This window comes from Rhizobium sp. M10 (assembly GCF_002531955.1).
GTDB lineage: Bacteria > Pseudomonadota > Alphaproteobacteria > Rhizobiales > Rhizobiaceae > Rhizobium > Rhizobium etli_C.
This window is the reverse complement of the sequence record NZ_NWTA01000004.1, coordinates 333,937-357,532: the sequence shown is the minus strand read 5'-3', so window position 1 is coordinate 357,532 and position 23,596 is coordinate 333,937. Positions and strand designations below refer to the sequence as shown.

The 23,596-nt window shown below is 61.3% G+C and carries 25 protein-coding genes and 1 tRNA gene; 11 read left to right on the top strand and 15 right to left on the bottom strand.

Annotated elements, in window-relative coordinates; translation table 11 throughout:
- Window positions 1–94 precede the first annotated feature (94 nt).
- From infA to CO671_RS09380, 4 genes are all read left to right on the top strand, one after another.
- On the top strand, window positions 95–313 hold the full coding sequence (gene infA / locus CO671_RS09395; RefSeq protein WP_003545338.1) for a translation initiation factor IF-1: 219 nt from the start codon (window positions 95–97) through the stop codon (window positions 311–313).
- 54 nt (window positions 314–367) lie between these two features.
- A complete protein-coding gene (locus CO671_RS09390; protein ID WP_010028866.1) occupies window positions 368–988 on the top strand; it encodes a Maf-like protein in 621 nt (206 codons plus the stop codon).
- Between the two features lie 33 nt (window positions 989–1,021).
- The gene (yacG, locus tag CO671_RS09385; protein WP_097605694.1) at window positions 1,022–1,234 is read left to right on the top strand and encodes a DNA gyrase inhibitor YacG; all 213 of its coding nucleotides are present in this window, start codon (window positions 1,022–1,024) and stop codon (window positions 1,232–1,234) included.
- A gap of 180 nt (window positions 1,235–1,414) precedes the next feature.
- Window positions 1,415–1,490: transfer RNA gene (locus CO671_RS09380), tRNA-Phe, on the top strand.
- A gap of 542 nt (window positions 1,491–2,032) precedes the next feature.
- Here the strand turns inward: CO671_RS09380 and CO671_RS09375 are convergent.
- The 5 genes from CO671_RS09375 to CO671_RS09355 all read right to left on the bottom strand — a co-directional run bounded on the left by CO671_RS09375 (window position 2,033) and on the right by CO671_RS09355 (window position 6,826).
- Window positions 2,033–2,314, bottom strand: a complete 282-nt coding sequence (locus tag CO671_RS09375; protein WP_097605693.1) for a hypothetical protein — start codon at window positions 2,312–2,314, stop codon at window positions 2,033–2,035.
- 366 nt (window positions 2,315–2,680) lie between these two features.
- Window positions 2,681–2,959 (bottom strand): transposase, encoded by a 279-nt coding sequence (locus CO671_RS09370; RefSeq protein ID WP_097605692.1) that lies wholly within the window; start codon window positions 2,957–2,959, stop codon window positions 2,681–2,683.
- A 7-nt stretch (window positions 2,960–2,966) separates the two neighbouring features.
- Complete coding sequence (locus CO671_RS09365) at window positions 2,967–4,412, bottom strand: HlyD family type I secretion periplasmic adaptor subunit (protein ID WP_097605691.1); 1,446 nt, start codon at window positions 4,410–4,412, stop codon at window positions 2,967–2,969.
- 14 nt (window positions 4,413–4,426) lie between these two features.
- Window positions 4,427–6,142: a type I secretion system permease/ATPase gene (locus CO671_RS09360; protein WP_097605690.1), complete on the bottom strand. Its 1,716-nt coding sequence runs from the start codon at window positions 6,140–6,142 to the stop codon at window positions 4,427–4,429.
- 108 nt (window positions 6,143–6,250) lie between these two features.
- Complete coding sequence (locus tag CO671_RS09355; protein ID WP_097605689.1) at window positions 6,251–6,826, bottom strand: PE-PGRS family protein; 576 nt, start codon at window positions 6,824–6,826, stop codon at window positions 6,251–6,253.
- A gap of 544 nt (window positions 6,827–7,370) precedes the next feature.
- Between CO671_RS09355 and CO671_RS09350 the strand changes: the two genes are divergently transcribed.
- Both CO671_RS09350 and CO671_RS09340 read left to right on the top strand, forming a co-directional pair.
- Window positions 7,371–8,456: a hypothetical protein gene (locus CO671_RS09350; protein ID WP_097605688.1), complete on the top strand. Its 1,086-nt coding sequence runs from the start codon at window positions 7,371–7,373 to the stop codon at window positions 8,454–8,456.
- Between the two features lie 686 nt (window positions 8,457–9,142).
- On the top strand, window positions 9,143–9,877 hold the full coding sequence (locus CO671_RS09340) for a response regulator transcription factor (RefSeq protein WP_097605687.1): 735 nt from the start codon (window positions 9,143–9,145) through the stop codon (window positions 9,875–9,877).
- Window positions 9,878–10,018: 141 nt separating this feature from the next.
- On the opposite strand, the gene CO671_RS09335 is transcribed toward CO671_RS09340, so the two are convergent.
- Window positions 10,019–10,927, bottom strand: coding sequence for a LysR family transcriptional regulator (locus CO671_RS09335; RefSeq protein ID WP_097605686.1), 909 nt, complete (start codon window positions 10,925–10,927; stop codon window positions 10,019–10,021).
- Window positions 10,928–11,124: 197 nt separating this feature from the next.
- On the opposite strand from CO671_RS09335, the gene CO671_RS09330 reads away from it, so the two are divergent.
- The 4 genes from CO671_RS09330 to CO671_RS09315 all read left to right on the top strand — a co-directional run bounded on the left by CO671_RS09330 (window position 11,125) and on the right by CO671_RS09315 (window position 13,958).
- Window positions 11,125–11,526 carry a DoxX family protein gene (locus CO671_RS09330; protein WP_097605685.1) on the top strand — a complete coding sequence of 134 codons (402 nt, stop codon included), beginning with the start codon at window positions 11,125–11,127 and terminating at the stop codon, window positions 11,524–11,526.
- A gap of 214 nt (window positions 11,527–11,740) precedes the next feature.
- Window positions 11,741–12,775: an LLM class flavin-dependent oxidoreductase gene (locus tag CO671_RS09325; RefSeq protein WP_010035546.1), complete on the top strand. Its 1,035-nt coding sequence runs from the start codon at window positions 11,741–11,743 to the stop codon at window positions 12,773–12,775.
- Between the two features lie 292 nt (window positions 12,776–13,067).
- Window positions 13,068–13,292 (top strand): hypothetical protein, encoded by a 225-nt coding sequence (locus tag CO671_RS34150; protein WP_010035544.1) that lies wholly within the window; start codon window positions 13,068–13,070, stop codon window positions 13,290–13,292.
- 156 nt (window positions 13,293–13,448) lie between these two features.
- Window positions 13,449–13,958 carry a nucleoside kinase gene (locus CO671_RS09315; protein WP_097605684.1) on the top strand — a complete coding sequence of 170 codons (510 nt, stop codon included), beginning with the start codon at window positions 13,449–13,451 and terminating at the stop codon, window positions 13,956–13,958.
- A gap of 122 nt (window positions 13,959–14,080) precedes the next feature.
- Here the strand turns inward: CO671_RS09315 and CO671_RS09310 are convergent, their stop codons facing one another.
- A complete protein-coding gene (locus CO671_RS09310) occupies window positions 14,081–14,662 on the bottom strand; it encodes a TetR/AcrR family transcriptional regulator (RefSeq protein WP_097605683.1) in 582 nt (193 codons plus the stop codon).
- Between the two features lie 168 nt (window positions 14,663–14,830).
- Here CO671_RS09310 and CO671_RS09305 point away from each other — a divergent pair, with 168 nt between their 5' ends.
- Window positions 14,831–15,223, top strand: coding sequence for a RidA family protein (locus CO671_RS09305; RefSeq protein ID WP_097605682.1), 393 nt, complete (start codon window positions 14,831–14,833; stop codon window positions 15,221–15,223).
- A gap of 74 nt (window positions 15,224–15,297) precedes the next feature.
- Here the strand turns inward: CO671_RS09305 and CO671_RS09300 are convergent, their stop codons facing one another.
- The 8 genes from CO671_RS09300 to CO671_RS09265 form a co-directional block, all read right to left on the bottom strand.
- The gene (locus CO671_RS09300; protein WP_097605681.1) at window positions 15,298–16,236 is read right to left on the bottom strand and encodes a dihydrodipicolinate synthase family protein; all 939 of its coding nucleotides are present in this window, start codon (window positions 16,234–16,236) and stop codon (window positions 15,298–15,300) included.
- A 10-nt stretch (window positions 16,237–16,246) separates the two neighbouring features.
- Entirely contained in the window at window positions 16,247–17,200 is a 954-nt protein-coding gene (locus CO671_RS09295) for an oligopeptide/dipeptide ABC transporter ATP-binding protein (protein WP_097605680.1), read from the bottom strand.
- Entirely contained in the window at window positions 17,197–18,216 is a 1,020-nt protein-coding gene (locus CO671_RS09290; protein ID WP_097605743.1) for an ABC transporter ATP-binding protein, read from the bottom strand. Before CO671_RS09290 ends, CO671_RS09295 begins: the two co-directional genes overlap by 4 nt.
- An 8-nt stretch (window positions 18,217–18,224) precedes the next feature.
- On the bottom strand, window positions 18,225–19,142 hold the full coding sequence (locus CO671_RS09285) for a dihydrodipicolinate synthase family protein (RefSeq protein ID WP_097605679.1): 918 nt from the start codon (window positions 19,140–19,142) through the stop codon (window positions 18,225–18,227).
- 19 nt (window positions 19,143–19,161) lie between these two features.
- Entirely contained in the window at window positions 19,162–20,037 is an 876-nt protein-coding gene (locus CO671_RS09280) for an ABC transporter permease (protein ID WP_097605678.1), read from the bottom strand.
- 3 nt (window positions 20,038–20,040) lie between these two features.
- Window positions 20,041–21,000, bottom strand: coding sequence for an ABC transporter permease (locus tag CO671_RS09275; protein WP_097605677.1), 960 nt, complete (start codon window positions 20,998–21,000; stop codon window positions 20,041–20,043).
- Between the two features lie 74 nt (window positions 21,001–21,074).
- Window positions 21,075–22,661: an ABC transporter substrate-binding protein gene (locus CO671_RS09270; RefSeq protein ID WP_097605676.1), complete on the bottom strand. Its 1,587-nt coding sequence runs from the start codon at window positions 22,659–22,661 to the stop codon at window positions 21,075–21,077.
- Complete coding sequence (locus CO671_RS09265; RefSeq protein WP_097605675.1) at window positions 22,658–23,389, bottom strand: FadR/GntR family transcriptional regulator; 732 nt, start codon at window positions 23,387–23,389, stop codon at window positions 22,658–22,660. Before CO671_RS09265 ends, CO671_RS09270 begins: the two co-directional genes overlap by 4 nt.
- Window positions 23,390–23,596: the final 207 nt, after the last annotated feature.

Below are 23,596 nucleotides of genomic sequence, written 5' to 3'. Positions count from 1 at the left end.
AGGTTCACAAACCCGCCTTGATTGTGTAGTTTCCGCCCAAATTTCAAGGCGCGCGCTGCGCTGCCTCTTCAACCCACAGGAAGAAAACCACTATATGCCGAAAGAAGAAGTCCTCGAATTCCCGGGAATCGTCACCGAACTTCTGCCGAATGCGACGTTTCGCGTGAAGCTTGAAAACGAACACGAGATCATCGCCCATACCGCCGGCCGCATGCGCAAGAACCGCATCCGCGTTCTCGCCGGCGACAAGGTGCTTGTGGAAATGACGCCCTACGATCTGACCAAGGGCCGCATCACCTACCGTTTCAAGTAAGTTTGCCCAAGGTCCTGCAAGGGTTTTCTCCCGTCTGCCGATGGTCGAGGTTCCATGGCGCTGAAATATAAGCTCATTCTCGCTTCGGGCTCGCCCCGTCGCGTTGACCTGCTCAACCAGGCAGGCATCGAGCCTTCGCGCCTGATGCCGATGGATATCGACGAGACGCCGAAGAAGTCGGAGCATCCGCGGTCGCTCGCCCGCAGGCTTTCGGCCGAGAAGGCGGAAGCCGCCCTTGCCGCCATCAAGGGCGATATCACCTGGAAGGGCAGTTATATCCTCTCCGCCGATACGGTGGTCGCCGTTGGCCGGCGCATTCTCGGCAAGGCCGAGTTTGCCGACGAGGCGTTGAGTTCGCTGCATCTTTTGTCCGGACGCAACCATCTCGTCTATACCGGCGTTTGCCTGGTGACGCCGGATCGCAAGATCCGCCAGAAGATCGTCGAGACCAAGGTCCGCTTCAAGCGGCTCTCCGGTTTCGAGATCGAAAACTACCTGGCGTCGGGCCAGTGGCGCGGCAAGGCGGGCGCCTACGGCATCCAGGGCCTCGCCGGCACCTTCGTGCAGAAGATGGTAGGCTCCTACACCAATGTCGTCGGCCTGCCGCTTTATGAAACCATTGTGCTTCTGACCGGCGAAGGCTTCGATGTGCATAGCCGGTGGCCAGAGGGCTGAGCCCCGCGGCCGACGCCATAGGACGGACCGATCATGCCCGAAGACAGGAAAGCCGCCGCCAAGGTCGAACCGCTGCGCAAGACGCGCCCTTGCCCCGAATGCGGCAAGCAGTCGAATCGCGAACATTATCCCTTCTGCTCCAACCGCTGCCGCGAGGTCGATCTCTCCCGCTGGCTGACTGGTTCCTATGCCATTCCGGTTGCCGATGACGAGACCAAGGCCGATTATCCCGACGAGGAAAACTAGGGAAATCCATCGGCGAAGCTCTTATTTTTCCTCATGAATCGGCAAATCTGGCGAGACCGTCAAAAAAGAGTCATTTGACGCTTGCCATGAGCGAACAAGATGCTATAACCCCGCTCGCTTCCGGGGTGAACCAAGGCCCCGCGGTTCTTTTTCAAAAAAAGCACCATCGGAAGCAGGTTAGCCCAGGTAGCTCAGTTGGTAGAGCAGCGGATTGAAAATCCGCGTGTCACTGGTTCGATTCCGGTCCTGGGCACCACTCAATCCCCAAGCAATATCGAGCAATTAGACGGCGATCGATCGAGATAAGTCGATCAATTTCATGTTGCGTGTTGCGGCGGAATTCCCTGCATTTCCAATGGTTGCCACAGGGAAGCGGCGAAACCACGCGACATGAAATGTGGAACGCCCAGCTCACGTCCCCGTTTCGGGGCGGAGAAAGCTGCTGATCAGCTCCGCCCGGGTCCAATCATCATCCGCGTTCTGGTCGACAAAGTCGGCGCAGCCAAACATAGGATTTGAGGCTTCCTGCGCCGACCAGCAAAACGGCGGCAGTGTGAGTGCCGCCGCATAGATTGGATTTGTCTGGCGATTATCGCACTATGCTTTCGGATTTCTCTTGGGCTGTAGCACCGTTATCGCTTCCGGCATTGGTGCCGTCGCTGAGCCCCCGTTTTTCCTGGCCATAGCCATTATTGCCCTTGGCAGTCTCGTCTGGTGGGCAATAATCACCCGCATAAGCGGCGCCTCCAACGGCAAGTGCCATAGTGATGCTGAGAGCGAGAGCTAGTTTGCTAGATGTCACCACGTGTCTCCCTGGTAAAGTTGCAACATCGACCAAGAATGCTCCGCATTGACCGAGGTGTCATCTTGCCTCTTGTGATAGTTCACTCGCCTGAAAGGCGTAAAGCCGTGGCAGTCGGCGCGGTTAATCCGGATGCCGATAGTGTCCGGTTTAGTTGAGTGCTGCCATGAAGTCCTCCGGTTCGCCGCATAGGTTCTCCTCCAGCCACCGCCGATATCGATCGAGAGCAGGCCCAATGTCCGCTCCTGTCGGGAGAAAATACTGAGCTCATAGATCACGATTATCGCCGCCTTCGGCCGCGGTCGTCCCGTAAGGCGCTTACTCCGCCCGGGTTGACGCCGGCCGGGTAGGGCATCGAATGGAACCAACACCGGTCATCGCCGTTGTAAGCCAGGGAGTCCCACCATGAGCAACGCCCGTCAGGCGCGAACGAGATGGTGATCGTACTCCGAGGAGAACGCACATGGATCTCACAACCCTTCTCATCATCGTAGTGATACTTCTTCTGCTAGGCGGTGGCGGCTGGTACGGCCGGGGACGCTGGTATTAAACGACGGTCTACGTGGCGCGCATCACTGGTTGACGAGCGCTCCGGCTGGGGGCGACGCGCCGACCCGCGGCCAACAAACCCCTCTGTTCAGAAGTTAGTGCCGCCCTTTCGTTGACTTCGCCAGCATCTCGCTCAGCGTTGCCGCCGAGAGCATGGATTCGGCCAAAAGCTTCTTGAGCTTCTGGTTCTCTTCCTCCAGGGCTCTCACCCTTTTTGCATGGAGGCCGGCATTTCCGGACTGCAGGGATTGCCACCGATAGAAGGTCGGCTCGCTGATGCCGTACCTGTGGCAAACATCCGCCACCGTCACGCCGGCCTGGTGTTCCTTCAGGATGCCCGAAATCTGGTCGTCGTCATATTTTCTCTTGCCCATCACTGCTTCAATCCTCACGAAATGCTCTGTTGAAGCTGTCGAGCAGCGGTCTCACGGCATAGAAGGCCACGCTGCTTTCGCCGGTTTCGATCAGCGTCTGCACGGGCATGCCGGCGACCAGTTCGACATCACTCATTTTCGCCAACCGCTCGTCCGTTACGCGGATGGTCGCGGCAAAGTAGGGTTGGCCGCTCTGCGTATCGATGAGACGGTCCGCCGATACATATTCCACCCGACCTTTCAGGAGCGGAACGCGCCGCTGGTTGTAGGGTAGCAGGTGAACCTGGGCCTCCAGCCCTGCGCGGACGAGGTTGATGTCATCAGGTCTGACGTGCACAGACACGATAAGCCGATCCGAGCGTGGCAGAAGATCGACGAGCGGTTCGCCCGCGCCGATCACCCCACCTGATGTGTGGATGCGCAGGTTCATGATTGTGCCATCCTCGGGAGCCCGGATAGCGGTCCTCGAAAGCTGGTCGTCGATGGCGCGCAAGCGCTCGCGCAGCTGCATGATCCGGCTTTCCGTATCGCGCATGCCTTGGGCGATTTCGCTCAGCCGGTCGCTCTCGAGCTTTGCGAGATCGGCCTGCGCCCCGCTGATCACCTGGTCGGCCCGAGAGATCCGCGCCGCCACTTCACCCTGCTGGCCATCAAGATCTGCTTTTTCCCGCTGGAGATTGAGAAGTCTGCTCTTTTTTTCCAGTCCTTTGGCGCTGAGGGCGGTAACCTGATCCAGTTCCTGGCTCGAGATTGCAGCTCGGGCGGTCAGTGCCGCCTTCTGCGCGCCAAGTCCGACGATTTCCTGCCGCACCTGCGCAATTCTTTCATTGGTGATCCGAATTTCCGCCTGCATGACCCGGCGACGGGCTTCGAAGATTTTTTGCTGCCCGGTCAGAATCGCGCTGAGGGAAGGATATCTCTCCATCGCTGCCCTCAGATCCTCGGGATAGCTGACATGGTCGCCGCCCGACTGCTCCGCAAGCAGCCGGGCGCGGTTTCCTTCGGCATCCCACAGCTGCCCTTGAACGCTGTCGCGCTCCGCGCGGGACTTCGTGCCGTCGAGTTCGATCACGATCTGCCCTGATATGACAGCATCGCCGTTTTTGACGAGGATCCGTCGCACGATGCCGCCCTCCAGATGCTGAATGGTCTTGCGGCTGGACTCCGGTTCGATGACGCCCGATGCGACCGCCGCACTTTTCAGCGGCGCCAGAACCGACCAGCTTCCCAATCCGACGATGAAGGCCAGGATCAACAGGTTCCCCATCCAGACAACGCCCCTGAGCCCCGGCATGGGCGAAGCGGCGGCGGGGCCGCGCCGTTTCTGTGCGATCACCGGCGCATAGGCCGTCTGCTGCCGGGCTGTCGCTGCCGATCGGCGAGCGAAGCATTGGCCTGTCCCCGGCGAAGTTGAAAGTCTCGCCGGCGTTGCGTCCAGTGGGACCAGGGTCATGGCGGTGTCCCTCCCTACGTTCCTGTTCGAGACGGCGGTTGAAGATAGGTTTCATAAATCTGCTCGCTGTCGCCGAAGGCGGCCACCGTTCCGTTGCGCATGATGGCGATCTTGTTGGTGACGGGCAGGATCCCCATCCGGTGCGTTATGATAACGACGGTCATCCGCCTGGCTTTCATGCGCTCGATGGCCGCAAACAGCATCCGTTCGCCGTCATAATCGAGGCTCGAGTTCGGATCGTCGAGAACGATCAGCGACGGATTTCCATAGGCCGCCCGCGCCAGTCCCAGCTGTTGGCGCTGGGCTCTGAGGAGCAGGCTGCCATTTTCACCGATATCGGTTTCGTAGCCTTGCGGCAGCCGCATGATCGCTTCGTGCAATCCGACCAGCTTTGCGGCGTCGATCGCTTTGCCGGGATCTTCCCCGTCCAGCCGGCCGATCACATCCTTGATGGCGCCGCCGAAGAGTTCGATGTCCTGCGGCAGGTATCCGACGTGGCGGGTCCCGCCGCAGAGGCGCAGAGCCGAGATATCGACCCCGCCGAGAAGGGCACATCCGCTCGTTGCTGGCACCACGCCTGCCATGACGCGACCGAGGGTCGATTTTCCCGATCCCGACGGGCCGATAAGCGCTATGCAATCGCCCGGCGCGAGGCGCAATGTGATGCCGGTCAAAATCGGCCGATCGGCGAATGGTTTGATATAGCTGACATTATCGAGAACGAGACCATTGGGTTCAGGGAACGGCACGATGCGGCCATCATGCTCCGATGCGACTGTGAGCAGCATTCTGTTCAAGCGATTGAAGGCATTCCGCGCAAAGGTAAAGGAGCGCCATGCACCGATTGCGCCCTCGATCGGTGCAAGCCCACGCCCGAGCAGCAAGCTCGCAACGAAGATGATTCCGGGGCTACCGTCGTTGGCGAGTACCAGCCACGTTGCCGATCCCATCATCAGGATCTGCGCGAGCGTGCGGATCGATTTGGAGAAGCCAAGGATGATCTCCGTGCGATGCATGGCGATGTCCTGCGCCCTTCGTGCCATTTCCGCATCGCGATAGACGATCATCGCTGCGCCATCCTGCATGCCCATTGCCCGGATCACCTCGATGTTTTTGAGGGCGGTGGCAAATCGGAAATAGCTCCTCGAAAGCGCGAGATTGGCGTGGGCAAGCGGCTCCCGCGTCGCCAGCTCCGTCAGAAACGCAAACAGCAGAAGTGCAACCGCACTCAAAAGACCGATGGCCCCAAGCAGCGGATGAACAAGAAAGAGCAGCAGCAGGAAGACCGGCGCCCAGGGAACGTCAAAAAACAGCGAGCTGGCCGGTGAATCGAGAAACTGGCGCAATGCGGCCAAGTCCCTGTAACACTCCGTGGCCGCACCTGCATCGACGCGAGCGGCATATTCGAATGATGCGGTGAGCACCAGCGGCCGCAGCCTGTGATCCACCCAGCTGCCGACGCGCGAAAGAGCCGCCCTGCGCACGATATCCAGCATGGATCCGACCAACACGGCGATGGCGATGATCAGCGTCAGCATCAAAAGCGTGTCGGCGCTGCGGCTCGACAGGACCCTGTCATAGATCTGCAGAAGATAGATGGAGGGCGCCAGAAGAAAGAGATTGTAGCCGCAGCTGTAGAGGAAGACCAAGCCGAAGGCTCCGGCACAAGCTCGAAGCGCAACAACGAGATGTGTCTGCGGGCGCGCTGGTTTTGTCGAAATCGTTGCCATTATCAGATCTCGCTGCATTTGATACTGACAAGAAAAGCCCGCTGGCCGGTTCAGTAACGCCTGAGGGTCGCCAGCCGAAACCGGCGGCCCTCGGCGCGCGCCCCATATTCATGAGCCGAGATGGCTGAGGTCGATATCGCCAAAGGCGTTTATGAAGTGATCGAAAGAATTGTGCACCGTCGTCGTTTCGGGATCGGTGTGAACCAAAGCCGACGATATATCGCCGCCACGGGCCATGTTTCCGTTGCCGCCGTTGCCGCCGACGCCCGCGAGGATGGTGGCATGCTGATCGGCCATCAGCTGCGTATGCTGTGTCGCGGTCGTCGCCGCCGCCACTGAAGCCGTGTTGCCGCCGCTCTCGTTTCCTTGATCGCCGTTGGACTGAGTATCTCCCCCCGCGCCGCCGGCGCCGCTGTTCGAGATCTTCGCCAGGAAGCCGTTCTGGGCCTGGGCAAAGCCACCGGGTCCGCCATTGCCGGCGTCCCAATCTGCTTTCTGCCAGACGTGATCGCCGTTGTGCAGATCGGTCGTTGCCCCGGAGACCGTTTGCACGGGCTCTACATATGCAACCGGGTTGTAGTTGATGTTTCCATCATTGTGGCCCTCACCGCCGTTGCCGGCATACGCGTCACCGGCATCCGGGTTGTTGAGATGAATCGTGTCGGATATTTGTGGAATAGGCATTGATATCACTCCTTCTACTTCGTTTCGTCCGAGTTCCTTGTACGGCGTCCCCTTACGGCGTGGGTATTCAGTTCGTCGCCCCAGCCAATACAACCGCAGCCGAATGTTGCCACGATTTAAACTGCAAACTATCTAGATATTCGGCGATGTTCTTTCGGGCGTATACTTGGAGGTGACGGTGCGTTGTTTCGGATTAGTCCTTTGTGATCCGGCGCCGGATGGCCTGGTCACAAGCAACGGCGCCTTGCGAACCGGCTTTATTCCGGCGCCAGATCAGGCTGCGCTTGGCGGAGGGGATCCTGTTCGGTGCTCAAAACTCTCATGTCCCGCCGCAGGAAAAGGGGGCAGGACGCAGCACCGCTTGTCCCAAGGCGAGCTTCCTTCACGCGGCGATGACGCCCAAATGGCTACAGGGCTAGCCGACCAGGCGTAGACGAATTGCAGGCTCCGCTTTTCTTCCGTTCAGAGGCACAATGCCTCAACAATCGAGGCTGCATACGCCGCACGCTCGGCGGACGCGGTTGGTCGCGGAACGGAGACGGTGATGACGGAAATTCGTCCCTTATCGGAAGACTTGCCCAAAGCGGGCGCCGATCAAAACCTCGCCTTCAATGGGGCTGCGGGGCATCTGGCGCTGGTGCCGACCTGGCTTCCATTGGATGTCGCTTCCGGTCCGAGCTCCAATTCAGCCGGCAGCGGCGGTGACGGAATAAGTGAAGGTGTGATCAGCAGCAATGCACTGGCCGTCTTCATGCCATCCAATGCTGCTATTGCGGGGGCCCATTCGGGTGCCGACGCCGTTCAGGGCAATGACGCGTTCATCAATCAGCATCCCACCGAAATGGCGGGGATAGGCGGGAATGGCGGAAGCGGCAATGTTGCCATCGGCGGCGGTGACGCCAATCATGCCGGCAGCGGCGGCACCGGCCTTTTCTATGGCGGGCTCGTCAGCACCGAAGTCGCGCTGTTTGCCCCCGTGAATACCGCCGTGGCTGCCGGCCCCGGCGCAATGGCGCACGCCGAGCAATCGAACAACGCACTGTTCCTGCAGGGGGCAACCCAGATCGGCGGCATGGGCGGCTCGGGCGGAAACCATAACGTCGCAAGCCACGGCCCGTCGATGAGCCCGGGAACGTCGCTCACTTTCACCGGCGACAATTATGCCGGCCACGGCGGCGACGGATATTTCGTCGGCAGCATGGTCGACGTGAGTATCGCCATCTTCTCGCCGATCAACATCGCCATCGGCGCCGCGGGCGGCTCGGCGGAGGCCCATCAGGCAAACAATGTGATTTTCGATCAGGGCACCGTGCAGATCGCCGGCATCGGCGGCAATGGCGGTGGCTTCAATCTGTCGTCGGACACGATTTTTACCGGCAACCATGCCGGCGGCGGTGGCGGGGTCGGATCGTCGACCGGCAGCATGGTCGACGTCAATTTCGGCTATTTCCATCCCATCAACATCGCCGTTCCCGCCGGCGGGTCGGCGGACGCTCAACAGATCGATCATGTCCTCTATGATCAGCATGCGCTTCAGCTGGCCGGCATCGGCGGTCACGGTGGAGAGGGTAACCTCACGGACGCCCATTCGGCTCTCGTCGACGACATTCTGAGCTTCATGCACAGCTAATCTGTCGGTAAGCTCCCACTTGCATTACTCGTTCCTCCCGGCTTTCGTCGCTTGCGCCGACATGACGCCGCGCTTACCGAGATGGCGAACATTCCACCATGGCCTCATCGCATCGTCGCCGATTTCGGCCGCCCGGACTGCGAGGTCTGCCCGGCATCTGGCGCTGCCGGCACACTGGGAGCCTGAGCGAACACGACCCAAACTGGTATTAAATGCACCGATAGGGCCGCGTTATTCAGTAATCATAACGGGCAGGCACCGATCTCAGGCTTTTGTTGCCTTTCGCGTTTGTCGTTTGGCTGCCGAGCCCGCGGCTGCTTTGATATGCGATATGGAAACAAAGCCGCGCCGGTCGGCAACGCGTTCTATCCGTCAGCGCTTTGCCAAATGGGTCTGTCGCAAATCCGTTGCCTTTTCAGCCCCTTGAAAGCTTTTTCGACCTGCTTGCCGTACGTGAATTGCACGAAGGCTGGAAGTCCGCGACGACAAGTCGAACCAGCATGCCGGCATGAAATGTGCTTTTGCAGAAACGGTTATCTCTCGCAAAAATCTTATAGACTATAAGAATTATCAGGAGAGAATGGACTATTGCTATCGGTAATACACTCGCTTTTTATCATGACATGTAGTGAGAACGAGATTAATATGATTAGCTGTTGGGTTGCAAATATTCCGGGGAGCCCGCAATGTCCGACAGTTCTGGAACCAGGCGCCGTGTGGGGCGCAATACACTAACTGCGATCATCATTGGGAATTCAACCCTGGCGCGCACCACTGTGGTGAAGTTGCTGGAGCGCGAACTCGCCGGATGGAACCTCATCGATTTGGTCTCGACCGAGAGTCTCGATCGGGCGCTTGGAGCTGAGGTGCGTTTGATTGCACTGGATCTGGCCGGCAGAGCTGTCGAGAGCGCCAGCCTGCGTGCTGATCTCGCGGCGATTGCTGCACGTTTTCCCGATGCTCCTATCACGTTGCTCTCAGGTTCGGATGACGCCATCATCGCCCGGCAGGCGCTCAAGATGGGCATCCGCGGCTTTTTCTCGACTTCGCTTCCCGTTGACATTGCGCTTGCCGGCCTTCGTCTCGTTCTGGCAGGAGGCACATTTTTCCCGCAGCTGTTGGGCGCTGTTATCGGCGCGAACGAGCGCAGTCCGGCCAGAAATGCGGCCGAAAAAAGCTTGGATGATAGGACGCAATATTTCGCGATTGCCGGCTTCACGCCCCGGGAAGCGGAGATCCTCGCAGAGCTGCAATCCGGCTGTTCAAATAAGGTGATTGCAGGAAAACTGAATTTGTCGGGGCATACGGTGAAGATGCATTTGCAGCACATCATGCGCAAGCTGCAGGCGCAGAACCGTACCGAGGTGGTTGCCCGCCTCATTCAAAGAACAGCCGGCGGACATAACGCTTCACCGACCTGATTTTATCGCGTCATAAAACACACCCGTGTAACACGCGCTAAAGCGCGTCGCGTCAAATATGATTCATGCGACGCGCTTTAGCCCCTTGTTTTGATGCATGGCGTTATCCCGGAACCGCTGCACACTTCCGGGCGACATGCATTAGGTTGCCCGGCCGCCTGAACAACTCTTCAGCCGCTCGATCAGCCAGCGGCCAGCGGGCCCCGGGGGACCATCGGAGCGATAGGCTGTCGACATCGGCAGGCTCAGTCCGCCGGCCGGTATATCCTCGACCGTCAGTTCGACCAGCCGGCCGGCCGCGATGTCCGCCCTGACCGCGTGCTCGGGCATGCCGCCCCAACCCAATCCATTGAGCAGGAACGTGTGTTTGGCGAAGAGGTCGGCCAGTCGCCAGGTCTGCGGCGACATCACGCCGAACTCACGCCCTTTCGACAGCTCGGTTCGATCGGTCAGCACCAGCTGCACATGTTTTGCCAGTTCGGCTCTGGAGATCGTTCCTCCGATCGCCGCCAGCGGATGTTCCGCCGCCGCAACGACCAGGAACGTCACGCCGGCAAGAGGCTCGGTGAGAATGCCGGCCGGCATGGCTGGCAAGGATCCCACAATGGCGAAAGCGGCCCGTTGATCGAGAACGGGCTGAACGGTGCCGCCGAGCGCCTCCACGAACAGCCGCAGCGGCACGTCGGGAAATTGCTGCCGGAAATCCTTGGCGGCCTCCGCGATGACATGAATGGGGAAAAACACGTCGATGGCGACGGACAGCTCCGGCTCGAGACCCGCGGCCATTCCTTTTGCCTGCGATTTGAAGGAATCGACCTTGGCGACGACCTCGCGGGCGGTCGCAAGCAGCCTGTCGCCGGCTGCCGTCAGCCTGGGATAGCGGCCGCTGCGGTCAAAGAGGGTGACCCCGAGCTGGATCTCGAGGCTGCGAACCAGCTCGCTGACCGCCGACTGGGCGCGCCCGAGCCTGCGCGCGGCTGCGGAAAAGCTGCCTTCGTCCGCGGCGCTGATGAATGTTCTGAGCTGATCGAGCGATAGACCGTCCAACACGGCACACCTCCGCAGATATCGACAACGCCCGCCTCTGCGGCGGGCCTGGTGATGGAAAGATCTAGATGTATCAAACTATCCGATAGATTGTCTCGGAAAATACCGGCTTTTCGGATGGAATGGATCATGGCATCGAAGCGCCACGTGAGCTGCGCTCCCCAAACCACAGAGCGGGCGGAACATAGGAAAGGTGCCAAATGCATTCTACATCGGCGTCATCGGCAGATCGGAACAAAACCGTAAAGATCGTCTCATGGAGCCTGCGCGCTCTCGCCGCGGCGGCATTTCTCGCTGCCGGCAGCGCTAAGCTCGCGGGCGTCCCGATGATGGTGGCGATTTTCGACCAGATCGGCGCCGGCCAGTGGTTCCGCATCCTGACGGGGGCTGTGGAGGTCGCCGGCGCGGTTGCCTTGCTGATTCCGGCGACGGCTGCCTTCGGCGCCCTGCTGCTTGCCGTCACGATGGTCTTCGCCATTTTGACCCATCTTTTCGTCATCGGCGGCAGTCCGGTGCCGGCGGTCCTTCTGCTTCTGATCACCGGCAGCGTCGCCTGGCTGCACCGCCGCGCCTTCGTGACCATTCTTGACGCAATCCGCTGACCCCGGCGCCGACCGCTCCGCCATCGTCGCTACCGTTTTTCGAGGTTCCAATGTTTCGCTTCGCCATCCTTCTGCTTGTTTCTCTCTCCGCCGCCGGATGCCACACGACGCAGTTCGGCCAGTCGCTCGGCTGGCCTGAACCGCAGCGCACCGGCAGCGCCTATTGAATCCGGGACACGCAGATTCGAACAACCTGACCTGGAAGGACTGAGCAGTGGAAATCGGTATCGACAGTTTTGCGATGCTTGCGACCGACCCGAAAACGGGACGGCCGCAGTCGGCCGCCGACCGTATGGAGAGCGTGCTTTCCGAGGTGGAACTGGCCGACACCGTCGGCCTCGACGTCTTCGGCATGGGTGAACATCACCGCGAGAATGCGCTCGATTCGGCCCCTGCGGTCATCCTGGCGGCAGCGGCCGCGCGGACCAAGAGGATCAGGCTGACAAGCGCCGTCGCCGTCATCAGTGCCGCCGATCCGGTGCGCCTCTTCCAGGAATTTGCCACCCTCGATCTCATCTCCCGCGGACGGGCCGAACTGGTGGTCGGCCGCGGCTCCTTCATCGATGCCTATCCGCTCTTCGGCTACGACCTCAGGGACTATGACGCATTGTTCGTTGAAAAGCTCGACCTCCTGCTCAAGCTCAACGAGGCGGCGCATATCAAATGGCAGGGCCGCTTCCGCGCGCCGCTCAATGGCGAAGGGGTCTATCCGCGTCCGCATCAGGACCGGCTGCCCGTCTGGCTCGGCGTCGGCGGAACGCCCGAATCCTTCGCCCGCGCCGGCACACTCGGCCTGCCGCTGATGGTCGCCATCATCGGCGGCCATTTCGAACGTTTCCGGCCTCTCGTCGATCTCTATCGGCACGCCTGGGCGGCAGCCGGCCATCCGCCGGCAGAAGAGAGGATCGGCGTCCATGCAATGGGCTTCGTCGGCGATACGGATGAAGCCGCGAGGGATGCCTTCTTTCCCGGCTGGCAGCAGATGATGTCTCAGACCGGCCGGGAACGGGGCTGGCTGCCGCCATCGCGCGCTCAGTTCGAGGCGATGTGCGGCCCTCGCGGCGCCTTTCTGATCGGCAGTCCTGAGACCGTCGTCACCAAGACACTGGAAGCGAGCGCGGCATTGGGGGGCGTTTCCCGAGTGACGTTCCAAATGAGCACCGCGGCGCTCGAAACCGAAGCCATGCGCCGCTCGATCGAACTGCTCGGCACCGAGGTCGCACCATCGGTACGGCGCGCCTCTGAATAAGCGGCTGGAGCAACGGAACAATCACGACCCGGTCTGGTTTAAGCTAGAGCCTTTCCTGGTTAGATTGAAGCATTCTGCCGGAGCAGGTTTTCGTCAGGGCAGAGGCGATTGGCGATGGGCATACCCCTTGGTACGTCCGAGCCGATCGCCTCTGATCCTGGCGGAAAGGTGCCCGGCCCTGCGGGTTGGCTGAAACGGGCCGGCCGGTCGACCATCCGACTCCGTTTGAGCCAACAGAATGATTCAATCTAACCAGGAAAGGCTCTAGGTCCTATTCCTAGCGGAGGCGACGATGTGGGCAGTTCTGATCGGTGCCGCTCTCATAATCGGCGGCCTTCTTTTTCTCCTACGGCCGACGCTCCGTCGAAGACCGAGTGATCCTCACCTGATGCCGCAAGGCGGCGCGACGTTGGAGCCGCGGCGCCAAGGCCTGAGGTTCCTCGGATTAGCGCGGAATTGGCCGGCGCTTGCGATTATCGCGGTCGGCGCGCTTCTTCTGGTTTTCGGGAGCTACTAATGCATGTCGCCCGGAGGTGTGCAGCGGTTCCGGGACCACGACATGCATCAAAACAAAGAGCTCTAGGCCTGCAAAGTCCCGAAACTGCCATTGGTTGAGTGTATACGCCTGTGAAGTATCTTCTCAGCGGATTGCCGACCATGGTAAGCGTCGCTTATGGGCATCAAGAACTACTTGATCGAAGGCAGCTCCGGCACTGGAAAAACGTCTGTCGCTACTGAGCTGGAGCGGCGTGGCTTTCATGTCGTCCATGGTGATCGGGTCCTGGCCTATGTTGGGGACCCCGAGACCGGCGTGGCGCTCGAAGGGCCGCCGCAAGGTGTGGACCGCGTCGTTTGGCATTACGCGCACTGGATCTGGCCTGTTGAAAAGGTCCGGGCGATCACGGCTGACACCACTCATCCTGCCACGTTCTTCTGTGGCGGCTCCCGCAATTTCCATAAGTTCCTGGACGTGTTCGACAAGGTTTTTGTGCTCGACATAGATGTCGAGACGTTGAACAGACGATTGGACGGGCGGCCAGATGAGCCGGGTTTCGCGCCGGACGAGCGTGCGGTGGTTCTGCGCCACCATAGGAGCAGCAAACACTTTCCCGCCGGGATCGGTATCGACACAACCGGAACGGTCCCGAGCGTCGTCGACGATATCCTTGCCCAGCTGAGCTGAAGCCTGGACGGTGTTGCGATGGGGTGGGAAGCACCGGTGCCCATCCCGACGCTGGATGGGCAAGGCCCAGGCCACCAGGGCGATTGGCGCCGGGTCACTGACACGCTGCGCGTATATGGCGCTTACGCCGACGTCTTGAGAAGGCCTGCAGCCAAAGCGCCGAAGGCCTCGATAGCTTTCGGCAGCACATCCTGCGGCTCGTCGCTGGCGGCGATCCAGAGCGCGGCATTGAGCGCCGCGCCGTTGAGCAGCCGGGCGGCTGCTTCCGCGTCGACGGGCTTGAGCACCCCCTGTGCGATCAGGCGCTCCACTGTCTGCCGGGTTGCCTGAAGACAGCTGCTCTGGCTCGGCCATTGCGACGGATCGCCCAATACGGCAGGCCCGTCGAGCAGCACGATGCGCTGGACCTCCGGATCGAGCGCCATCTCGATATAGGCTGCACCTTCGGCAAGCAGGCCCTGCCAACCATCACCCGCATGCGCGCCGATTTCCTGGGCGCGCGAGGCCATCTCCATGTCGATCTGGTCGACAACCGCGGCCAGCAGCCCGCGCTTGTCTCCGAAGTTGTGGTAAAACAGCCCGACTTCGGCTGTCAGCTCGTCCATCGAGGCGGCCGCATATCCCTTCTCGGCAAAGGCCTTTCGCGCGGCGGCGATCAGCTTTCGACGATTTTCCTCCATCGTCTCGACACGGCGTTTGACCATTTCGACTCCATTTTCACATACGCTTCGTATATGAATTTGACATGTTCAGCGTATGTGGTGTATTCAGATACGCACCGTATATCAGCTGAGGCGGCAATATGGGAAGCTCCTGTAGGTCACGGCCGCGCCCCTTGGTTTCCAGTCAACGATATTGAAGCGAGATCGACAATGACCCGACGCGAAGCAATCTTTCCCGCAAACCGGCATGCGCTTTACGAGCAACACGGCTATTCCGCCGCCATCCGATCCGGCGATCTTCTCTTCGTCTCCGGTCAGGTCGGCAGCCGTTCCGATGGCACGCCGGAGCCCGACTTCGAACGCCAGGTCGAGCTGGCGTTCGAAAACCTGAAGGCGACGCTGGACGCCGCGGGTTGCACGTTTGAGGATCTGGTTGATGTGACGACGTTCCACACCGACCCCGAAAACCAGTTCGAAGTGATCATGGCCGCCAAGCAGAAGATTTTCAGCAAGCCGCCCTATCCGAACTGGACCGCGATCGGCGTGAATTGGCTGGCAGGCTTCGATTTCGAGATCAAGGTGATCGCCCGCATCCCTTCATGATGCCTGTCGCGACAGCCCGACGCAAAGCTCGGTCTCGCGGAAGCACTCACCTTGATCGGGCCAGGCCGCTCTCTCTACTGAGCGAAAAGTTCCGGGATCATCGCGCGGGCCCGATCGCGCAGACCTTTCGCTTCCTGCTCGCCGATAAAGCGGTAAGGCCAACGCAGCCTGGTGCTGACGGGACCCCAGTTGCCGATCGCCGCGAGCAATTTGTCGAGCGCTGCATTGGAATAACCGTGGTCACGTCGAAACGGGACGACGTGGCTGTCCATAAAGGCGCGGATGCGGCCTTCGATCTCCAACGCGGCGTCGATGTCGGCGTGCATCAGCTCTGTCCAGGCTTGGGCACCATGGGGACTGAGGCAGGCGACGTTGGAAAAGGCGCCGGCAGCAACGCCGCGTTTGATGCCGGTGGCGAGATGATGGCCGGGAATGAACAGGGAAAATTCGCCGAGATATGCGTGCGCCTGCGCATACCAGGCGTCGTCGCCATCGGCGATCTTCATCCCGACCACCGACGGGCAGGGGCCGCAAACGTCGCTGAGCTCGGCTGGCGACAGGACACGTTTCGCATGCGGCGGATTGTATAGGACGAGCGGGATCCCGTCGGCGGCCTCCGACGCCCGGTGCAGGAAGTCGACGGCTTCGAGATTGGTGAGCGGCCACCAGTCGGGCAGGATCACCTGGATTGCCAATGGCTTATGGGCAGTGGCGCGGCGCAGGCGATCGAGCATGATGATCGGATCGGGCTGGCAGGCGCCGATGACGAAGGGCATTGCGGCGGCCCGGCAACGCGACGCCAGCATCTCCTGAATTCGCTCGTACTCCGCTTCCGTCTGGTTGTGAAATTCACCCGCAGTGCCGTTCGAATAGATGCCGTCGATCTTGGCGGCGATCAGTATGTCGATTTCCTCGCCGAGCTTTTCGAAATCGATGCTGTCGTCCTCAGCGATCGGCAGGAGCAGGCTTGCCCAGTTGCCCGCGATAGGATGGCGGCGGGTTGTCATGCTCATCTCATTTCCTTCAGTCGAGGTCATCGCGGATGCAGGCCTTGAAATGCCCCGGCGTCATTTCGCGCAGCGCCGGCACGGTCTCGCCGCAGGCCGATAGCGCCTTCGGACAGCGCGTGCGAAAGACGCAACCGCTCGGCGGATCGGCGGGGCTCGGAATATCGCCCTTCAGGATCTGGCGGTCGCGCGGCGCATCGGGATCGGGCGAGGGGATCGCCGAGAGCAGCGCCCGCGTGTAGGGATGCAGCGGCCTGGCATAAAGCGCAGCGCTTGGCGCGATTTCCATGATCCGGCCGAGATAGAGGACGATCACCCGGTCGCAGATATATTCGACCACGGCGAGATCGTGACTGATGAACAGCATGGTCAGGCCAAGTCGCTGCTGCAGGTCACGCAGAAGATTGATCACCTGCGCCTGGATCGAGACATCGAGTGCGGAGACCGGCTCGTCGGCGACGATGAATTCCGGCGCGAGCGTCAGCGCCCGGGCGATGCCGATCCGCTGCCGCTGGCCGCCCGAGAACTCGTGAGCGTAACGATTGACGGCGTCCGGCGGCAGATCGACCTGTTCGAGTGCGGCGCGGGCGCGTTCCAGTCTCTCTTTTGCCGTGCCAAGGCCCTGGATCTTCAGTCCCTCGGTCAGAATTTCGCCGATCGTCATACGTGGCGAAAGGCTCGCGAACGGGTCCTGAAAAATATATTGCATCCGCGGCCGCAGGCGCCGCATTGCCGATGAAGACAGGCTGGTGAGTTCGGTGCCGTCGAAGCGGACGCTGCCGGCGGAGGGTTCGATGAGGCGCAGCACCGATCGCCCGATCGTGGTCTTGCCGCTGCCGGATTCGCCGACCAGCCCAACCACCTCGCCCTTGCCGATATCGAAGGAAATGGCCTGCAGGATGGTCAGCCTGGCGCCGCGGGACGTATAATCTTTTCCGAGGTCGCGGACCGAGAGAAGGGACTCGCTCATCTGATCTCCTGCCAGCGAATGCAGCGGCTCTTGTGCCGCGGATTGACATCGGCCAGCGGCGGCACGGCCGCGCGACAGGCGTCGACGGCAAATTGGCAGCGCGGCTGGAAAGCGCAGCCGGCCGGCATGTTCATCAGGCTCGGCACGACGCCCGGAATGGCCGCCAGCCTTTCGCCCGCCTGCCTCATCCGGCTCGCATCACCGAATTTCGGCATCGAGGCCAGCAGGCCGATCGTATAGGGATGTCGCGGATTGCGGAAAACCTCGGCCACCGGTCCCGTCTCGACGATCCGGCCGGCATACATGACCGCCACCCGATGCGCGATTTCGGCGACGACGCCGAGATTATGGGTGACGAAGAGCATGGCCATGCCGCGTTCACGCTGCAGCCTCTGCAGCAGGGCCAGAACCTGCGCCTGGATGGTGACGTCGAGCGCCGTCGTCGGCTCGTCGGCGATCAGCAGCGTCGGGTCGCAGGCAAGGGCCATGGCGATCGTGGCGCGCTGGCGCATGCCGCCGGATAATTCGTGCGGATATTGGCCGGCACGGCGCCTGGCATCGGGAATGCCGACGCTGTCGAGAAGCGCGACGGCCGCATCCATGGCGGCTTTCCGGTTCGCCCGGCGATGAATGCGGATCGGCTCCGAGATCTGGTCGCCGATGGTGTAGACCGGGTTGAGGCTCGACATCGGCTCCTGGAAGACCATGCCGATATCATTGCCGCGAACGGCGCGCATTTCCTGCTCGGGGAGGCAGACAAGGTTGCTGACGGTACCATCCTTGCGCTTCAGATCGATGCTGCCGGCCGCGATCGCACCGATGTTGCGGGTCAGCAGCCGCATGACCGAAAGGCTGGTGACCGATTTGCCCGAGCCGGACTCGCCGACGAGCGCCAGCGTCTCGCCGGCAGCCACACTCAGATCGATGCCGTTGACCGCCGTCACCTCGCCCGAGCGGATGCGGAAGACGGTCCGCAGCCCCTTGATGTCGAGAATGGTGTCGGCGGTCTTCTGCATTGTGTCCATCAGGCAAGCAGGCCGGTGGCGCGCAGGATTTCGTTGATCCTTGCAGTTTCGGCCTCGTTGAGGGCCGCACGCGGGCGCGGCATTAGCGCTGTATCGATGATGCCGAGGATCTTCATCGCCGCCTTGAAGGCACCGATGCCGGCAGCGCCGCCGCTGACCCGGCTCGCTCCGACCCAGACGATTTCGAAGAGCCGGCAGAGCCGCTCCTGTTCCTTGCGGGCCGCGACCCAGTCGCCGCGCTGAGCGGCATTCCAGAGCCTGACGTAACCGTGCGGATCGACATTGGCGATGCCGGGCACGACGCCATGGGCGCCCATCTGCAGCGCCGTGTCGACGACGATTTCGGAGCCGGTCATCAGGAAGACGTCCTTGTTGTCGGCAAGATCGAGCAGCAGGTAACGGAAATTGCCGTCGTCGCCGCTCGAGTCCTTGATGCCGATGATGGTTCCCTCCTTCGCCAGCGTCACGCTGGTCTGGCGCTGCAGGTTCACATGCACGCAGACGGGAATGTCATAGGCGATCAGCGGCACGTCGACGGCATCGCGGATATAGCGGAAGTGATCGATGGTCTCGGCCTGGCTGGTCACCGTATAGAACGGCGCCGTGACGACCACCGCGTCGGCGCCGGCCGATCTGGCGATCCTGGCATGGTTGATGACCCGGTCGGTCGTCGGATCGATGACGCCGACGATCAGCGGCACGCGGCCGTTGATGACCTTGGCCGAATGTTCGATGATCTCCTGCCGGGTTTGCTCGTCATGGAAGATCACCTCGCTGGTCGAGCCGAGCACGAAAAGGCCATGGCATCCCGCCTCGATCAGGTTTTCCAGCACCCGCGTGTAGGACGGGTAATCGACGGTGTAATCCTTGTTCAGCGGGGTTACGACGGGAGGAACGACACCCTTGAATTTGCTCATATTCGCTTTCTTTCGATCGTCAGTTTAATTCGGCGCGAGGGTCGAAGGCATCGCGAAGACCATCGCCAATGAAGTTGATTGCAAGGACGGCAAGCACCAGAAAGCCGCCGGGAAACAGCCACTGCCAGGGATATTGTTCGAGCACTGCGGTGGAGCGGGCGGCATTCAGCATGTTGCCCCAGCTTGCCGCCGGCGGCGCAATGCCGAGCCCGAGGAAGGAAAGGCCGGCCTCGAGCAGGATGGCATTGGCGATCTGCAGCGTCGCAAAGACGACCAGGATGTCGATCGAGTTCGGCAGGCCGTGACGGAAGAGCAGGTGCGGCAGACCCGCTCCCATGCCCCTTGCCGCCGTCACGAAGTCACGCTCGCGAAGTTCCAGCAGCCGCGCGCGCACCATGCGCGCCAGTAGCGGCCAGGAGAGCAGCGAGATGACGAAGACCGTCGGCCAGATGCCGGTGCCGGCGATCGAGGCGAGCACCAGCAGAAAGATGACCGGCGGCAGCGTCATGACAAGATCGACGAAACGCATGGTGACGGCATCCGCAAAGCGGCCCGCAAGCGCCGAGACCGCGCCGACCATGAAACCGATGACGGCGGAAATGACGGTCGAGGTGAGGGCCACCAAAAGCGAGATCCGGCCGCCATCCATCACCCGGGCAAAGATGTCGCGGCCGACGCCGTCGGTGCCGAACCAGTGTCTCGGTCCCGGCTGCGCATTCATCGCCAGCAGATCGATGTCGTTGGGTTTGAAGCTCCACCACAACGGATAGGAAAGGATCGCCACGATCACCAGCGTGATCATGCACAGGCCGGCGAAGGCGGCCCGGTTCAGCAGGAAGCGATGCAGGGAGCGTGCGATCGGGCCCGGACTGCGGGCAGGGTTTCGTGCCGGCATCGCTCAGCCCACCTTGATCCGCGGATCGACCAGCGCATAGGCGAGATCGGTCAGAAGGTTGACGGCGATGACGCAGGCGCCGATCACGAGCGTCGAACCCATGATAACAGGATAGTCGCGGCCTTCCACCGCATCGACCATCAGCAGGCCCATGCCGGGCCAGTTGAAGACGCTTTCGATGAAAATCGCGCCGCCGATCGCAAGGCCGATCGTCGAGCCGATCAGGGTGATGACGGGAAGCAGCGCATTGCGCAGCGCATGCTTGGTAATGACCCAGAATTCGAAGACGCCCTTGGCGCGCGCCGTGCGCACATAGTCCTGGTTCAGGACCTCGAGCATGGAAGCGCGCATGTAGCGCATGATCAGCGCTGTCTGCGCCACGGCCAGCAATGTCGCGGGCAGGATGAGGTGATGGAGGAGGTCGGCGACGGAAAATTCGCGGCCGGGCGTCAGCATGCCGCCGGAGGGCATCCAGCGGAAATAGACCGAAAACAGATAGAGGCCGACCAAGGCGCTTAAGAAGGGCGGACTGGAAATGCCGGTGACGGCAAAGACCGACAAGGACAGGTCGGCGATCGAATTGCGGCGAACAGCGCTGACGATGCCGGTCGCGATGCCGGCGATGATCGCGATCGCGATCGCCGATCCCATCAAGAGGACCGTCGGCCCGACACGCGAGAGCACGAGACCGAGCACCGGCTGGTCGGGCCGTTTGATCGAATAGCCGAGATTTCCCGTCAGCGCTTGCCCCAGCCAGGCGACATACTGCAGCGGCAGCGGCTGATCGAGGCCGAGTGTGACGCGCAGTTCCGCAAGATCCGACGATGACATCGGCACATTGGGATCGATATAGGCGTCGATCGGATCGCCGGGGGTAAGCCGCAGCATGACGAAGATCAGCACGCTCAAGGCAAGCAGCATGCCCACGCCGATCAGCAGGCGCCGGAGACTGTATCTCAGCATGAAAAACCCGTTCCTGTGCGGACGGACAGGTTCGCCGACCTGGCCGCCCTTTGCTTTTCAGGATGCATTACGCCCTATTCGGCGATCGCCCATTTTTCCGGATGCGCCTGGTAAGGGCCGCCGCCGGGGGCCGGCGTCCAGACGAAGTCCTTCAGTTTGGAGGAGGCGACGCCATAACGTTTGGCCACCCAGAGCGGACCCCAGGGCAGTTCCTTGTTCATCACCTTGCAGACCTCCTGGTAGCGGGCCTCGCGCTTTGCGGCATCCGTCTCGCTAAGCGCTGCGTCGAGAGCGGCGGTCAGCACCGGCATGCGCACGCGGGCGACGTTCGGGCCGGCCGGCGGGATCTGCTTTTCGTTGAGGCCGACATTGATGCTGCCCGGGTCAGGGCCGTTCTGCAGGCCGGCATAAACCATCTGGAATTGCGCGACGTCGGGCGTCGGGTTGAGCACGATGCTGTTATAGGTCGGGGTGTCGACGGCGCGCGGCGTGACGTTGATGCCGACCTGGGCGAGCATTGCCTGGACCGCAGCCATGACATTGGCGGCAAGCGGCGTCGTGTAATAGGTCAGAAGCGTTATCGGCTTGTCGCCGTTGACCTGATCCCAGCCGGCTTCCTTCAGCAACTGCTTGGCCTTTTCCGGATCGTAGGCATAGGTTTCGATGCCCTTCGGCACCACCTGGTCGGCGATATAGGCGCAGTTTGCCGGTTTGGCGGCGCCGCCGTAAAGGCTCTGGATGATTGCATCGCGATTGATCGCATACATCACCGCCTGACGGATCCGGACATCCTTCCAGATCGGCGAGTCGTGGTTGAAGCCGAGATAGTTGACGACGAAGGAATTGCCTTCGATGACGCGGAAATCCTTGTTGTTGTTGAAGGCGGTCAAGTCGTTCGAATCGACATAGGTGAACTGGATCTCGCCGGCGCGCAGTGCGGCAATCGCCGCAGCCGGATTGGCGAAATAGCGGTTGATGATCTTTTCCAGCGCCGGCTTGCCGCCCCGGTAGTCGGTGTTGGCGGCAAGTTCGACATATTGATCGGTGACGTATTTGGTGAATTTGAACGGCCCGGTGCCGATCGGCGCGGTGGACCACCATGTGTTCTTGGCGAGCTGGTCCGCCGGGATCTGCGACAGCGCGTGCTCCGGCAGCAGCATCACCTTCGTCAGCGTGTCCATCAGGCTTGCCGACGGAGCCGAGAGTTTGATGACCAGCGTCTTGTCGTCCTTGGCCTCGGCCGAGGAAACGGCGTTCAGGCGAGCCGCGAGAACCGAGCCGGTCTTGGCGTTCTTGGCAAGCTCGATGGTGAACTTGGCATCCTTTGCGGTGAAGGGCTTGCCGTCATGCCATTTCGCATCGGCGAGCTTGAGCGTGTAGGTCATCTGGTCGGGGCTGACCTCATAGGACGAGGCGAGCTGGCCGACGACTTTCTCGAGCTTCTCGTCATAGGTCACCAGCGGCTCGAAATAGACGCTGAGCCAGGTGAAGCCGCCCGTCGCGGCGAGCGGGTTGAAATTGCCCTGGAAACCGCCGGGCCCGACATCGAAGCCGCCCGACAGCGTGGCGGCCTGCGCCGGGCCGGTGAAGGCCGGAATGGCGGTCGTCGCCATCATCGCAGCAAGCGCGATGGCGGATGATAATCTGAACAGTCCTCTCATTGTGCTCCTCCCACATTGGCACTTTTCTTATTGGCGGCGATCACCCGGGAGATGCCGTCGTAATGACGGTCCAGGCGGTTCTGCGCTTGCGCGACGTCCTTCGCCTCGATGGCATCGACGATCGCCGCGTGATCCCTCCAGGTCGCGACGGGATCGACATTGTCGAGATTGACGAAATCGGAGGCCTTGTAGAAGGCGAGCCAGAACACATCGATCAGCCGGGCAAGGGTCTCGTTGTTCTGGCAGCGGAACAGCAGGGTATGAAAAAGCTGGTCTTCGTCGGCAAAGGATTGACCGCGCTCGGCATGGACCCGCATGCGCTCCACCGTGGCGCGCAGCTCGGCGATATCGTCGTCGTCGATCATCTCGACCGTCTTGCCGATCAGGCCGACTTCCAGGGTCCGGCGGATCTCGATCACTTCCTCGATCTGGCGCAAGGCGCCGCCGAGGCCATAGGCGAGATTGTCGAGCAGCGGTTCGAATGAGAAGGCTTTGACGAAGATGCCGATGCCGCGGCGCGATTCCAGCACACCCAGCGATTCCAGCGCCTTGATACCCTCACGCAGGGAATTGCGGCTGACGCCGAGCTGGTTCGCCAGGTCGGATTCGGCCGGAAGCATCGTGCCGGGCTTCAATCCGTTGTCGCTGATATAGGCCCGCAGGCTTTCCTGCACGGACACGTGGAGCAGAGGCGCGCGGGCGAGGGGCTTCATGGATTTCAGCGACATGCCATTCCCATTGGTCTGCAATGACGACCGTTAAGACATATCCACTTGTAGGATATCCGTCAAATGGATTTGTTTTTGATCACAGATCAGCGTCGCGGCAGAGGAAGGTGGATACGTTTCGACAGGTGCAGCCCGTGGCTTGGGTCTGGACCGTGCGAGCGGAGTCTATGATTGGTGAAAGCCCGAAGAACGCCTGGCAGCCGACCT